The organism is Pseudoalteromonas simplex (assembly GCF_015278155.1).
In the GTDB taxonomy this organism is placed as follows: Bacteria; Pseudomonadota; Gammaproteobacteria; order Enterobacterales; family Alteromonadaceae; genus Pseudoalteromonas; species Pseudoalteromonas simplex.
In genome coordinates, this window is the sequence record NZ_JADILN010000018.1 from 1 (window position 1) to 12,435 (window position 12,435).

Below are 12,435 nucleotides of genomic sequence, written 5' to 3' on the forward strand. Positions count from 1 at the left end.
CGCAACCTTCAGGTTGTGCGACAACGGACAAATTACTGACTACTTTTGAATGCGGCACTAGCTCAGTTGGTAGAGCGCAACCTTGCCAAGGTTGAGGTCACGAGTTCGAGCCTCGTGTGCCGCTCCAATTTCTCACCAAAAGAAATTGGCTTAAGTTTCAAGGGGAAAGTTGAAAGCACCAAGCTATTCAAACTTGTAACTTGAATCTTGTAACTAGAAACTATTTGATGCGGCACTAGCTCAGTTGCCAGAACGTTTTACCGCAACCTTCAGGTTGTGCGCCAACGGACAAATTACTGACTACTTTAAAGCGGCACTAGCTCAGTTGCCAGAACGTTTTACCGCAACCTTCAGGTTGTGCGACAACGGACAAATCACTGACTACTTAAAAGCGGCACTAGCTCAGTTGGTAGAGCGCAACCTTGCCAAGGTTGAGGTCACGAGTTCGAGCCTCGTGTGCCGCTCCAATTTCTCACCAAAAGAAATTGGCTTAAGTTTCAAGGGGAAAGTTGAAAGCATTAGCTTGAAACTAGAAACTTGCAGCTTACAACTTATTTATGCGGCACTAGCTCAGTTGGTAGAGCGCAACCTTGCCAAGGTTGAGGTCACGAGTTCGAGCCTCGTGTGCCGCTCCAATCTCTAAAAAATCCCAAAACACTTTCTTAAATAATTTAGTTAATAGCAAGATTTGATTACAGCTTACAGCTTACAGCTTACAGCTTACAGCTTACAGCTTACAGCTTACAGCTTACAGCTAGTTTTAGATCTGACCTTGAATCGTCGCGACAATGCGTCTTACACCGCCATGATCTCGGTGTTCGCCTAAATAGATACCTTGCCAGGTACCAAGCATTAAACGGCCTTGGTTAATTGGAATAGTGAGTTCAGCACCTAAAGTACTGCTTTTTATGTGGGCAGGCATGTCGTCATCACCTTCATAATCATGGCGGTAATAACTTTGTCGTTCTGGCACAAAATGATTGAAGTGACTTTCCATATCCATTCTAACTGTAGGATCTGCATTTTCGTTAATAGTTAAGCTTGCAGACGTATGCTGAATGAACAGGTGTAATAAACCGACTTTGTATTGTGTTATCTCTGGAAGTTGCCGAAGTAGCTCGTCATCAATGATGTGAAAGCCTCGTGAGCGAGGCTTCAATTGAATGGTTTTTTGCTGCCAGCTCATAGTTTATCAAAGCTAACTTCAATATTGGCGTTACCATCAGCTGACGTGAATGGAATTAATACCTTGGCGCCTTCACATTTATGAGCAATTGTATGTCCCTTACCAGACACTACAACTGGCGTTGCCATATCAAACTCATAGCCTTTTTCGCCAAGTAGATTTTTTGCGCCACCTGTTACCATGTTAGTAATTTCACCTACCATGTCGGTTACTTCTTCATTTACCGTATCAGGGCGTTCACCTAGCATTCTTTCCATAATGGTCAGAGCTAGATTTTCATCAAAGGTGATTGAAAGTGAACCTTTAGTTTGTGGGCCAACCATACCAATCAAACCTGATACATCGCCACGGGCTAGTTCGTCTTTCTTTAAACTAGGTTTACCCGGCTTTAATTCTGTTTGAGCCATAGTGCTCAATACATTTAATAATGATGATAAAAAAGGGTTGATGAACTCCACATTCATTATTTATTTTCCCTTAGGTTTCGAAATGCCGTTAATCATACTTTAAGTGTAGTGGTTGTTTCAAACACCGCACTTATTCTTTGCATTTTTCGCATTTACCATGCGCTTCGATTGTTTGTCCAGAGACAATAAATCCACTTTCTGCAGCTAAGTTATTAAGTTCATGAGAAATTACTGTTGAATGTAATTCTTTTACATAACCACAGCTATCACAAATTAATAATTGTACAGGGTGAATGTGATCAAAATGATGGCACAGCATAAATGAGTTGGTGCTTTCAATTTTATGAATAAAGCCAAGTTCCGATAAGAAATCGAGCGCTCGATAAATAGTGGCTGGTTTTGCGCCTGATTCAGTTAATTTAAGTTGTTCTAATAGGTCATAAGCACCCACACCACCTTGCGCACTAGCTAATAGGCGGAATACTTTTTCACGGATGGGTGTGAAACGAGCACCACGATTATCGCATACTTGTTTTGCTTTACTGACGAGTGATTCTATATTCATCTTCTCTTATCCTTACGCTACCGTGATATACTAACATACTGTATTGTAGTTGCAGTGTTTTTATTCGCTAACACGTTTTTAGGGAGTTTGATTAATGAGTGAATTGCTAGCGGCATTCATTTTCTTTTTTGCGGTAATCGATCCAATAGGCACAGTTCCCGTTTTTATTGCTGTTACGCGCTGGGATGATGCTAAGTTCAAACGTAAAGTTGCTTTAAAGGCGGTTGGCGTTTCGGCGCTGGTTTTATTATTTTTTGTTGTTGCAGGTGAGCTACTCTTAAACGCGATTAACATTCCTCTTTCGGCGTTTCAGATTGCCGGAGGAATTGTACTATTACTTTTTGCACTGTCGATGATATTTGGTGAAAGTAAACCTGAAACCGAGATAAAAAGCGTTCGTGATAGCACTGAAACCGCTATTTTTCCTTTGGCGATTCCTTCTATTGCCAGTCCGGGTGCCATGCTTGGTGCAGTACTAATGACCCGAAATACCGAATACACTTGGTATGAACAGCTTATAACTTCCTCAATCATGCTTTTGGTATTAGTAATTGTGTTGGTTTTACTACTACTTGCTACGCATGTTCATAAGTTAATAGGCGATAGTGGCGCAAGTATCATTAGCCGGGTGATGGGTTTAATTCTATCGTCAGTGGCGGTGACTAATATCTTAGGTGGTATTGCTCACTATTTTGGTTTAAGTGTCGTCGCGTAGTTTAATTTAAAGTGCATTTTCAGTGATTTAAATTTTGAATAATTGCCTTCTTTTATCTAACTTTAAAGAAGGCAATATAAATTTTAAGGAACAAAGAATGCTAATCAAAAACGTTGTTTTATCTGTCTTTCTGATTTTTAGTTTAGGTGCTTGCATGGAGCCGACCTATGATAGTGGTAAGCTAAAAGTCATCGAAGTAACAGACCATGATTTTAAAATTAATGGTGAAAGCGCCGTAACTGTAATTGTTGGTCATGCCAATGTGGCAGAATATAGCTTCTCACTTCGTAAAAGTGATTTAAAGAAAGGCACGCTCCTGCAGTCTGTGTCTGACAGTAATCCAAATGTCCGTGCTGATGGTACCTTCTTTAGCGAGTATTATGTGCAATCAAAAGATCACGACACGCGAGCATCAATTGAAATTGTAGAAATAGACCCCGTTGAGAAAATCGCACGAATTGCTGTTGGTGCTAAGCTAGTTAACCTGAAAAATGAGGATTACAAAGAGCTCGAAATTACTGTTTTAGAGCTTACGGGCCAAAATCTTGAACATCTTCTAAATGAAGTGAAGATGTAACCTTTCCATTTTTGCTTATTCTTCAAAGAAGTGAGATTGCAGTACACTTCTTCGTCTCTTTTCATCATCTGATCTTCGATTAAGCCATGCCGGGAGTTAGCTTCGGTGGTATAATGGCTGCAATTTTTCATTTCGGTGCATGCCTAAAGGTATGTGTCATCGCTATATTAAGCGTTAATCGTATTAGGTAATTTAAGTTGCAAGTAAATGCATTGATCTTTAAAGGGGCCATGTTATGAGCACAACGACATTAAACCGCCGTTTTTCCGTGGCACCCATGTTAGATTGGACTGATCGTCACTGTCGAACCTTTCACCGCAAAATGACTAAGCATGCTGTGCTTTACACTGAGATGGTGACAACCGGCGCTATATTATTTGGTAAGGGCGATTACTTACATTTTAATGAGCATGAAGGCCCAGTGGCATTGCAACTTGGTGGCTCAGATCCTGAAGCGTTGGCTAAGTGTGCAAAGTTAGCAGCAGAGCGCGGTTATCATGAAGTAAATTTAAATGTTGGCTGTCCGTCTGACCGTGTGCAAAATGGTCGTTTTGGTGCTTGTTTAATGGCTGAGCCTAAACTGGTTGCTGACTGCGTTGCTGCAATGAAGGCCGAAGTGACTATTCCTGTTACAGTTAAAACGCGCATTGGTATTGATGAGCAAGACTCGTATGAGTTTTTATGTGCTTTAATTGAAGCGAGTCATGATGTTGGTTGCGATGACTTTATTATTCATGCGCGTAAAGCGTGGTTAAATGGCTTAAGCCCAAAAGAGAATCGTGAGATCCCACCTCTGGATTACCCGCGCGTTTATCAGTTGAAGAAAGATTATCCGCAACTGCACTTAAGCTTAAATGGTGGCGTGAAAACAATTGCTGATAGTGTGGCTCACCTTGATTATGTTGATGGCATCATGATTGGTCGTGAGGCGTATAGTAATCCGTTTATTTTGTCTGAGGTCGACGAAAATATTTATGGTGATGAAGCCTTTACGCTAAGTCGTCATCAGGTTGTACGCTCGATGTATGACTATATTGAAGATGAAATGAGCAAAGGCGCTAACTTTTGGCATATTGCTCGCCATATGTTGGGGATTTTCCAAGGCCAACCTGGTGCGCGTGGTTTCAGACGCCACCTTTCAGAAAAAGGCCATGGTAAAGCGGCCGATTTATCTGTTATGGATAAAGCTTTAAGTTTTGTCCCAGAAGCCTAATCACAAAGCCTATTAAAAATAGCCTATTTAAAAGCCACATTTTGTGGCTTTTTTTGATCCTAAAATTTAGTGAAAAAGTTAATTATTTAGTCAAATTAGTTATTTTTCATTCAGTCACTAGTCAGCCTGAATCTAAATTTAATTAATCTAACTTATTGTATATAAATAATAAATTTATTTTATTCATTAGTTGGCACAAGAATTGGAATCTCCTAGTTGTATTAACCCAATAATCAACAGGAGAGTCACATGGGTGTATTAAATCGCGTAAATGACATTATTCAGGCAAACCTTTCTGCAGCATTAGACAAAGCTGAAGATCCTGAAAAGTTACTTAATCTACTCGTGCAAGAAATGCAGGATGCCCTGACTGAATGCCGTGCAACTGCTGCGACATTTTTAACGCAAGAAAAACAAATGAAACGTGAAATTGCAGCGAAACAAGCGAAAGTAGCAGACTGGCAAGCGAAAGCAGAAAAAGCGTTGAGTAAAGATCGTGATGATCTTGCCAAAGCAGCATTAGTTGAAAAGCAGCGTTTAACGACAGAAATCGAAGCACAACAAGCTGAAATGGATAAAGTGGCAGAGTCACTCGCTAAATTGACAGAAGATTGTCAGCGTTTACAAAACAAGCTTGCAGATGCAAAAGCCAAACAGCTGACTTACATGCAAAAAGAACGCGTTGTTACAGCACGCTTAAAAGTAAAAGAGCAGCTGCATAGCAGTAAAGTTGAAGATGCATTAGCACGTTTTGACTACTTAGAGCAGCGCGTTGAAAACATTGAGTCGCAAGTTGAAGCGTATGAACTTACACAAGGTGATGCTGCAAATTCAACAGCAGCACAAATCGCAGCCCTTGAGAAAGATGAAGCTATCGATAAAGAGCTTGCAGATTTAAAAGCAACGATGAAGCAGTCGGCTTAGGAGGTTAATGATGAATACTTATCACACATCGACACGTTGGTACCGTGATCTAAGTAACAAAAAGATCTCGGGTGTGTGTAGCGGACTCGCTGCGCGCTTGGGATTCCCGGTATGGTCAACACGCTTGGTCATGATCATATTACTTATTCAAATGCCGCTGTTAATCGGCGTGGGTTATTTAGTGGCTCATTGCACTTTACCAGTGAAAGGTTACTAGGAGTAGAGCATGAAAACGTTAGCTATCATCATTTTGGCAATGTTATTACTATGCACTGATGCAGTTTCATTTGTATCCTTTGACTCATGGCAATTACCATTGTCAATTGCTGACATGAGTTGGGCTGGGCTTGAGGTCATCGGTGCAATTGTCGCTGTGATTGCCGTTGTTGCAGGTGTGGCGCTATTTACCATTGGCCTACTTGGTGCGGGTGTTGTTGCTCTGATTGGTGTTGTACTTGCGTTTTTGTTTGGCTCAGTAATGATTGCATGGCCACTTTTACTTATCGCGGCATTATGCTGGTTGATTGCCGATAACAAAAAATCGCCAGCTTAAGGTACGAATAAACTGCCTTAATACATAAAATATGCTAAATTTAGCGGGTAAGTTAATGTCTTAACAAGGATTAAAACATAATGAAACTGTGGCCCGCATTCTCTTTTCTTACCGCAAGCTTATTCTTTAGTACTTTTTCATCTGCCCATAGTGGTCATGACCACAGCGATGTTGCCGAAGTTACTGTAAGTAACGCGCAGGTACGTGAATTTTTACCAGCCAGTAAAGCAAGTGTTGCTTATTTGACCATTACTAACCCAAGTGAACACGCAGCAGTGTTAACTAAAGCAGAGCTTGATGGTTTAGGTCGTGTTGAAATTCATCAACATACTCATGTTGATGGCATGATGAAAATGGAACAGGTTTTATCATTAAAAATTGATGGTCACAGCAGTGTTGAATTTAAACCAGGTGGTTATCACTTAATGGTGTTTGAACCTGAAGAGCAGCTAAAAGCAGGGCAAGAGCGCAAACTCACGCTATATTTTAATGACGGTAATCGAGTTTTTACTCAAGCTAAAGTTGTGTCTTTACAAGAAATGTCTGAACAGGCATCACAAAAAAGTAAAGGGCACTCACATCACTAGGAGATATTATGTCTGAGCATAAAGGAAAAATAGCCAGTGCATTACTTATTATATTAATTATTTTTTACGCGATTGCTGTTTACTGGAGTAGTGAACCAGCTCGTATGGATGTTGTAAGTAAGGCTAAACAAGAAGCGCAGATGCGTGGTGAAAAGTTTGTAACAGGCTATACAACAACCACAACGTTGATCAATGTAGCAAGTACATTATTAAATAAGCCTGGCGGCTATTTATCTAACGATATGATGCCACCGAGCGTAATGATGGATAACATGCCTGCGTGGGAATATGGCGCGCTTGAAATGACCCGCGATTTAGTCTTGTCGATGCGTAAAGATTTCAGCCGTTCGCAGTCTCAATCAACTGAACACGAAGCGTTAAAAAAAGCACAACCGCAATTTAATATTAGCTCGGTAGCATGGGCATGGCCAAGTGCTGAAACTGAGTATCAAAAAGGCATTGATTTACTCGTTGTGTACCGCACTCAAATTGCCGATCAGAACGATCGTGATAGTCAATTTTATGCGCGTGCAGATAACTTACGTGGCTGGCTAAAAGAAGCAGAAAAACGTCTTGGCAGCTTGAGCCAGCGTTTAAGTGCAAGTGTTGGTCAAGATCGTTTGAATACAGATTTAGCAGGTGATACCGCGGCTCATCAAGCAACTTATGCTCCTTTACAGAACCAAGTGAAAACATCTTGGTGGCAAATTGATGATGTGTTTTATGAATCGCGTGGTGCAACGTGGGCATTACTACACTTTTTGCAAGCGGTTGAATATGATTTTGCCGATGTCTTAGAAAAGAAAAACGCTCGTGTTAGTCTGCAACAAATTATTCGTGAATTAGAGGCTACGCAAGAAACAGTGTGGAGCCCAATGATCTTAAATGGCAGTGGCTTTGGCTTTGTAGCTAACCACTCACTGGTCATGGCGAATTATATTTCTCGAGCCAATGCGGCTCTAATTGAACTTAGCGAACTTTTAGCGCAAGGATAAAATGATGAAAAAGTACTGTTTAGCAGCTGCCCTTTCAATGGCCTGTTTAGCTCCAACAGCACAAGCTGATACATTATTAGGTTTATACCTAGGTGTTGATGGTTGGCAATCAGATAACAGTGGTAGTTTTGCTCAAGATGGAAATCTACAAAGCTTTAAATTTGATGATGAAACGTTCACGAGCTACTACGCAGCACTTGAGCACCCAGTGCCGTTAATACCAAACATTAAACTAAAATACACTGAACTTGAGTTAAATGGTGATACAACACTTGATGAAACGTTTAGTTTTGGTGGTTCTGATTACGTTGTAGGCACACAAGTAGGCACTGTGAGTGATTTATCGCATGTTGACTACATTCTATACTACGAAATCTTTGATAATGATTTGGTTTCAATTGATTTAGGTGTAAATGCTAAACAATTTGATGGTGAAATTGTTGTGACTGGTACATCTCAAGAAGGTGGCCAAAACACGACTGAGCGTGTTGATTTTTCTGGTTTCGTACCTTTAGTGTATGGCCGTGCTGAAGTTGGTTTACCATTAACGGGTTTAAGCGTTTTCTTTGAAGGTAGCCTACTGGCTATCGACGATAGTAAAGTCCAAGATTACCAAGCGGGTATTGCATACGCTTTACTTGATAACTTAGCAATCGATATGGATATTAAAGCGGGTTACCGCTCAATGACGTTAGAGCTTGATGATATTGATGATATCTACACAGATTTAGATGCATCGGGCCCGTTTGCAGGTATTCAAGTTCATTTCTAATCGAATTTTTCGATTTATTTTTAGCTGGCGGCTTTACTTTAAAGCTTGCCAGCTAACTTCAAATTCATCTTCTAATGATGTTGCCAGTATTTGCTTATAAGCTTTGTTTATTGGTGATGCGATTAGCTTTCTTAACTCGTCACCAGTCTGGGTAAATTTATAGTAACTGAGTACTAAGTCATTACTTTTTGCTTTTAAAACCAAGCGTTGATTCATAAAGCTCAGTATTAGTTCTTGACCAGCTTTTAAAACCGCCGATTCGATTTCTTTTCGATACAGTAAGTTAATATCCATTAGGGTCAGAATGTCAGGAAAGCTAACAGGGGTTTTCCCTAAGTTAAATGACACCTTATTACCTTTTCTAAGTAAATCAAACAGCGAGGGTTTCTTGTAAAAGCCGAGTAAAATTAAGTGGCTGTTGTCTTTTTCGTTGAATCCACACAATGATGTACAGCGCTGAAGAGCATCTGCTTCACGTTGAGTCATGTGTTTAAGGGTTTGTAGGCTTTTAATCGAAAAGGTGCCTGGCGATACTGTTTCACCTGCTAAAATTTTTGCCCACAGCTTTTGCATTGAGGAATTAGCTGTGTCTTCACATAAACTTATAAATCGCTCTATCCAATCAAAATCGGGCTGTTGTTGACCCGTGACATCCGGGCAAAACGCCATAGCCATCGCCATGATGGTTTCAATATTTTCTTGGCGTTTAATAAATTGAATTTCTTGGCGAGTGTGAGCGCGCTCCAATAAGCTTGCTTGCGCTTTAATCTGATAGGCTAATTGCTGCTGACCTTGCGCTGAGTAGCTATCATCGCTCGCATGGTTAATCCTAGCCGATGATGCCTTATGAATCGGGTAGCCAAGTTGATTTTCTATAATATTAGCAAGATTAACTCTCGCTTGAGCCGCTTTCACTGTCATTGGGAGCAATAGCCTTGTTTGTTGTTGCTAACTGCGCATGGGTTTTGATGTTATTGAGCGCCAGTTTCACTGTGTTGTTGAGAATATACTGGCTTAATAATGCAAGGTAGCCACCAATGATAGGAGTATTTACTTCACCTTGTAACGAGCACTCAATATTTATTTCATTACCAGCACCTTTAAATTGGATCGTTCCTTGGGCTATATGCTCTTTATTAAATAAAATATTAAAAGTAAGTTGTTCATTATTCTGTTGTGTTATTGTCATTTCGCCATCGCCGAAACGGCTTTGCCAAAATTGGTGTGCCCCAACGCCTTGGCTTGGCTCTAAAACCGTAAACTTGATGCTGGGATCTACGCTTTTCCATGGTTGCCATTTATGCCATTGATTAAAGTCACCGACTAGTTTCGCTATTTCTGAGCTGCTAGCAGTGACCTGTATTGATTTATGAACCGTATAGCGTTGAGAAAGCAATAGCCCAACGACAAGCATAACTAGCGCACTGAGAAATAGGGCTTTTAGAGTTAAAACAAAAAATTTTATCATTTTACCTCGGGCAATAGTTTTATATCTTTCATAACATTATACGTAACCTAGGCTATAATTTATCTGATATGACTATATATGTTCTGATAAATGTATCATAGTTAAGTGACTGAGAGAATTTTATGCATCACTGTAAAATGTTGGTATTTTTACTAGGGTTGCTCTAAGGAATTATTAATGGCATCAGAAAGTAACGACTTTTTGTTTAGTGACCAAGATGAGGAGCAGCTTGTTGAAGAGACTGTCTCTGAGTTTTGGGACGTATTAATAGTCGACGACGATCCTGAGATACATTCAGTGACTAAGTTAGCGCTTTCTGGCGTTGAGTTCTGGGATAAAGGCTTACGATTCCACCACGCCTATTCAGGTTCAGAAGCGCTTGAATTACTTAAAAGTAACCATTCCATTTCGGTAATTTTACTTGATGTGGTTATGGAATCAGATGATGCTGGCCTGCAAGTTGTAAAGCAGGTACGAGAGTGCCTCAATAATCACAATGTGCGGATTATTTTACGTACCGGTCAACCAGGCTATGCACCTGAAGAAAAAGTGATCCGTGAATACGATATCAACGACTACAAAACAAAAACAGAACTTACTCGTAGTAAACTTATCACAGCCCTAGTAACAGCAATTCGCTCTTATGAACAAGTTTGTCAGCTCGAATTTCAAAGCCGTGCTTTAAATAATATTTTGTATGCATCTAAGGCAATTCTTGGTTTTACTGATATTAAAGCGTTTTCGATGGCGGTTATTAAACAGCTTTCGATTATTTTAGATTGCGAACCACAAGGGCTCTTGTGCGGCTCAATTGAAGATGACAATCAGGTTTATGTGCTAGGTGGCTGCGCTGAATACAATGAGTTTATAGGTCAAGGCATTGAACAACTTGATGATGGCCGTATTATCATGCAAGTCAATAACTGCCTAGCCCAAGGTGAGCATCAGCATACAGATGTAGACAGTACGTATTTATTAAAAAGCAAAAACCGCCAAGCAGCTATTTACCTTGAAACTGAGCACACGCCAAGTCCTTCACAACTGCAATTTGCAGAGATATTCTTAACGAACGTCAGTGTAGGTCTTGATAATGTTCGATTATTCAACCGTTTACGTGATGCAGCTTATAAAGATGTATTAACTGGTTTATCGAATCGTAACGATTTTATGAATAAGGTGGAGCGCTACTACCAGCCGGGCAAAAATGACTTTGTCTTTTTACTAATTGATGTTTCGCAATTCTCTGATATCAACAATGGCTTAGGGCAAGAAATCGGTAATTTATTACTAAATGCAATTGTTGATAGGCTACAACAAGAATACCCTAATGCAGAGCTTATCTCGCGCATTGGTGCAGATGTTTTCGGTTTGTTGTTGGCTGCTGATAAATGCGATATTGAGTTACTTCGTGAGCATTTAAGTTTACCATTTAATGCTGGCGAGCATATTTTGCCAATCAACTTTAACATTGGCTTATGTTATCAAGGTGACTTTCAGCAAGCAGGGATCGAGACTTTAAAACTAGGTTACATTGCTTTAAACCAAGCTAAAAAACAATCTGCTGAAACGGTGGTGACTTATACCCCAGACATGGAAGAGAAAATGGCTTGGCGTTTAGGGATCATTAGACAGCTTCGTCAAGACTTCGAACAACGTAAATTAGAGGTTTGGTTTCAGCCGCAACTTGATTTAAATACTCTAGAAATCATAGGTTGTGAAGCGCTACTGCGTTGGCCATCAGGTAATGGTCAGTATATTTCACCAGCGATTTTCGTTCCGATGGCTGAAGATGCCGGTTTAATTGTTGATATAGGGCAATGGGTGTTAGAACAAGCATGTATGCAGCAAAAGCGCCTTGAAGCAATGGGCTTTGCAATCAGTATTGCCGTAAATGTTTCAGTACCGCAGTTTAAAGTTAAAGGCTATGCTCAGCAAGTAAAAGACACGCTTATTAAATACGATGTAAAACCGCAGTTTATTGAACTCGAAGTGACCGAAAGCGTGGTTATGGATGAGCTAGCTAATGTGATCACCACATTAAAAGAACTTAAAGAGTTTGGTATTGAGATTGCAATTGATGACTTTGGTACTGGCTTCTCGTCGTTAAGCTATTTGCAAAAACTACCATTAGACAGACTAAAAATTGATCGCGACTTTATCAAAGATTTACCTGGTCAAGATTGTCAGGCGATTGCTGCGTTAATTATTTCTCTTGGCGCAAGGTTAGGCTTAAAAACCATTGCAGAAGGGGTTGAAACACAAGCGCAAGCAGATTATTTAGCTCAGCTTGGCTGTGATGAAGTGCAAGGCTTCATGTACGCTAAGCCTATGCCAGAAAAAGAGTTAATTACTTACCTGCAAGCTAAGCAATAGCCAGTTCCAGACAGTGCATACAAATTAAACAGCGCCCTCCAATGTGAAGGGCGTTTTGTTTTCTATAATAATCTATAAGACTGAGGTATAATTCGCCCCT

The 12,435-nt window shown here is 40.2% G+C and carries 15 protein-coding genes and 3 tRNA genes; 13 read left to right on the forward strand and 5 right to left on the reverse strand.

All coding sequences use genetic code 11. The features are described 5' to 3' along the window. The first annotated feature begins 51 nt into the window (after nt 1–51). From IRQ78_RS19605 to IRQ78_RS19615, 3 genes are all read left to right on the forward strand, one after another. Nucleotides 52–127 (forward strand) — tRNA-Gly (locus IRQ78_RS19605). Between the two features lie 264 nt (nt 128–391). Beyond that, nucleotides 392–467, forward strand: a tRNA-Gly gene (locus tag IRQ78_RS19610). Between the two features lie 92 nt (nt 468–559). Next, nucleotides 560–635 (forward strand) — tRNA-Gly (locus IRQ78_RS19615). A gap of 125 nt (nt 636–760) precedes the next feature. On the opposite strand, the gene IRQ78_RS19620 is transcribed toward IRQ78_RS19615, so the two are convergent. From IRQ78_RS19620 to IRQ78_RS19630, 3 genes are all read right to left on the reverse strand, one after another. Then, the gene (locus IRQ78_RS19620; RefSeq protein ID WP_054554139.1) at nt 761–1,186 is read right to left on the reverse strand and encodes a secondary thiamine-phosphate synthase enzyme YjbQ; all 426 of its coding nucleotides are present in this window, start codon (nt 1,184–1,186) and stop codon (nt 761–763) included. Then, complete coding sequence (locus tag IRQ78_RS19625) at nt 1,183–1,650, reverse strand: chemotaxis protein CheX (RefSeq protein ID WP_054554140.1); 468 nt, start codon at nt 1,648–1,650, stop codon at nt 1,183–1,185. The genes IRQ78_RS19620 and IRQ78_RS19625 overlap by 4 nt, the downstream gene beginning before the upstream one ends. A gap of 73 nt (nt 1,651–1,723) precedes the next feature. Beyond that, nucleotides 1,724–2,158 (reverse strand): transcriptional repressor, encoded by a 435-nt coding sequence (locus IRQ78_RS19630; RefSeq protein WP_054554141.1) that lies wholly within the window; start codon nt 2,156–2,158, stop codon nt 1,724–1,726. 94 nt (nt 2,159–2,252) lie between these two features. Between IRQ78_RS19630 and IRQ78_RS19635 the strand changes: the two genes are divergently transcribed. From IRQ78_RS19635 to IRQ78_RS19675, 9 genes are all read left to right on the forward strand, one after another. Then, nucleotides 2,253–2,873, forward strand: a complete 621-nt coding sequence (locus IRQ78_RS19635; protein WP_138601917.1) for a MarC family protein — start codon at nt 2,253–2,255, stop codon at nt 2,871–2,873. A 97-nt stretch (nt 2,874–2,970) separates the two neighbouring features. Further along, nucleotides 2,971–3,450 carry a hypothetical protein gene (locus IRQ78_RS19640; RefSeq protein ID WP_138601919.1) on the forward strand — a complete coding sequence of 160 codons (480 nt, stop codon included), beginning with the start codon at nt 2,971–2,973 and terminating at the stop codon, nt 3,448–3,450. 235 nt (nt 3,451–3,685) lie between these two features. After that, complete coding sequence (gene dusA, locus IRQ78_RS19645; RefSeq protein ID WP_082389307.1) at nt 3,686–4,663, forward strand: tRNA dihydrouridine(20/20a) synthase DusA; 978 nt, start codon at nt 3,686–3,688, stop codon at nt 4,661–4,663. A 249-nt stretch (nt 4,664–4,912) separates the two neighbouring features. Further along, nucleotides 4,913–5,587: a PspA/IM30 family protein gene (locus tag IRQ78_RS19650; protein ID WP_054554144.1), complete on the forward strand. Its 675-nt coding sequence runs from the start codon at nt 4,913–4,915 to the stop codon at nt 5,585–5,587. A gap of 10 nt (nt 5,588–5,597) precedes the next feature. Beyond that, the gene (locus IRQ78_RS19655) at nt 5,598–5,804 is read left to right on the forward strand and encodes a PspC domain-containing protein (protein ID WP_054554145.1); all 207 of its coding nucleotides are present in this window, start codon (nt 5,598–5,600) and stop codon (nt 5,802–5,804) included. A gap of 9 nt (nt 5,805–5,813) precedes the next feature. Continuing rightward, nucleotides 5,814–6,140 carry a hypothetical protein gene (locus IRQ78_RS19660; protein ID WP_054554146.1) on the forward strand — a complete coding sequence of 109 codons (327 nt, stop codon included), beginning with the start codon at nt 5,814–5,816 and terminating at the stop codon, nt 6,138–6,140. An 80-nt stretch (nt 6,141–6,220) separates the two neighbouring features. Further along, nucleotides 6,221–6,727 carry a copper chaperone PCu(A)C gene (locus IRQ78_RS19665; RefSeq protein WP_138601921.1) on the forward strand — a complete coding sequence of 169 codons (507 nt, stop codon included), beginning with the start codon at nt 6,221–6,223 and terminating at the stop codon, nt 6,725–6,727. Between the two features lie 8 nt (nt 6,728–6,735). Continuing rightward, nucleotides 6,736–7,722, forward strand: coding sequence for a DUF2333 family protein (locus IRQ78_RS19670; RefSeq protein WP_054554148.1), 987 nt, complete (start codon nt 6,736–6,738; stop codon nt 7,720–7,722). A 4-nt stretch (nt 7,723–7,726) separates the two neighbouring features. Further along, on the forward strand, nt 7,727–8,494 hold the full coding sequence (locus tag IRQ78_RS19675) for a TIGR04219 family outer membrane beta-barrel protein (protein ID WP_138601926.1): 768 nt from the start codon (nt 7,727–7,729) through the stop codon (nt 8,492–8,494). 33 nt (nt 8,495–8,527) lie between these two features. On the opposite strand, the gene IRQ78_RS19680 is transcribed toward IRQ78_RS19675, so the two are convergent. Together IRQ78_RS19680 and IRQ78_RS19685 are read right to left on the reverse strand one after the other, a co-directional pair. Beyond that, nucleotides 8,528–9,415, reverse strand: coding sequence for a TIGR03899 family protein (locus tag IRQ78_RS19680; protein WP_194442953.1), 888 nt, complete (start codon nt 9,413–9,415; stop codon nt 8,528–8,530). Further along, complete coding sequence (locus tag IRQ78_RS19685) at nt 9,384–9,962, reverse strand: SRPBCC family protein (RefSeq protein WP_194442954.1); 579 nt, start codon at nt 9,960–9,962, stop codon at nt 9,384–9,386. Before IRQ78_RS19685 ends, IRQ78_RS19680 begins: the two co-directional genes overlap by 32 nt. 177 nt (nt 9,963–10,139) lie before the next feature. Between IRQ78_RS19685 and IRQ78_RS19690 the strand changes: the two genes are divergently transcribed. Beyond that, nucleotides 10,140–12,335 carry a bifunctional diguanylate cyclase/phosphodiesterase gene (locus IRQ78_RS19690; RefSeq protein ID WP_054554152.1) on the forward strand — a complete coding sequence of 732 codons (2,196 nt, stop codon included), beginning with the start codon at nt 10,140–10,142 and terminating at the stop codon, nt 12,333–12,335. Nucleotides 12,336–12,435: the final 100 nt, after the last annotated feature.

What these genes read in the sequence shown, in the direction of transcription:
- IRQ78_RS19620 (WP_054554139.1), bottom strand. Translation starts at nt 1,186, where the DNA reads ATGAGCTGGCAGCAAAAAACCATTCAATTGAAGCCTCGCTCACGAGGC.
- IRQ78_RS19625 (WP_054554140.1), bottom strand. Translation starts at nt 1,650, where the DNA reads ATGAATGTGGAGTTCATCAACCCTTTTTTATCATCATTATTAAATGTA.
- IRQ78_RS19630 (WP_054554141.1), bottom strand. Translation starts at nt 2,158, where the DNA reads ATGAATATAGAATCACTCGTCAGTAAAGCAAAACAAGTATGCGATAAT.
- IRQ78_RS19635 (WP_138601917.1), top strand. Translation starts at nt 2,253, where the DNA reads ATGAGTGAATTGCTAGCGGCATTCATTTTCTTTTTTGCGGTAATCGAT.
- IRQ78_RS19640 (WP_138601919.1), top strand. Translation starts at nt 2,971, where the DNA reads ATGCTAATCAAAAACGTTGTTTTATCTGTCTTTCTGATTTTTAGTTTA.
- dusA (WP_082389307.1), top strand. Translation starts at nt 3,686, where the DNA reads ATGAGCACAACGACATTAAACCGCCGTTTTTCCGTGGCACCCATGTTA.
- IRQ78_RS19650 (WP_054554144.1), top strand. Translation starts at nt 4,913, where the DNA reads ATGGGTGTATTAAATCGCGTAAATGACATTATTCAGGCAAACCTTTCT.
- IRQ78_RS19655 (WP_054554145.1), top strand. Translation starts at nt 5,598, where the DNA reads ATGAATACTTATCACACATCGACACGTTGGTACCGTGATCTAAGTAAC.
- IRQ78_RS19660 (WP_054554146.1), top strand. Translation starts at nt 5,814, where the DNA reads ATGAAAACGTTAGCTATCATCATTTTGGCAATGTTATTACTATGCACT.
- IRQ78_RS19665 (WP_138601921.1), top strand. Translation starts at nt 6,221, where the DNA reads ATGAAACTGTGGCCCGCATTCTCTTTTCTTACCGCAAGCTTATTCTTT.
- IRQ78_RS19670 (WP_054554148.1), top strand. Translation starts at nt 6,736, where the DNA reads ATGTCTGAGCATAAAGGAAAAATAGCCAGTGCATTACTTATTATATTA.
- IRQ78_RS19675 (WP_138601926.1), top strand. Translation starts at nt 7,727, where the DNA reads ATGAAAAAGTACTGTTTAGCAGCTGCCCTTTCAATGGCCTGTTTAGCT.
- IRQ78_RS19680 (WP_194442953.1), bottom strand. Translation starts at nt 9,415, where the DNA reads ATGACAGTGAAAGCGGCTCAAGCGAGAGTTAATCTTGCTAATATTATA.
- IRQ78_RS19685 (WP_194442954.1), bottom strand. Translation starts at nt 9,962, where the DNA reads ATGATAAAATTTTTTGTTTTAACTCTAAAAGCCCTATTTCTCAGTGCG.
- IRQ78_RS19690 (WP_054554152.1), top strand. Translation starts at nt 10,140, where the DNA reads ATGGCATCAGAAAGTAACGACTTTTTGTTTAGTGACCAAGATGAGGAG.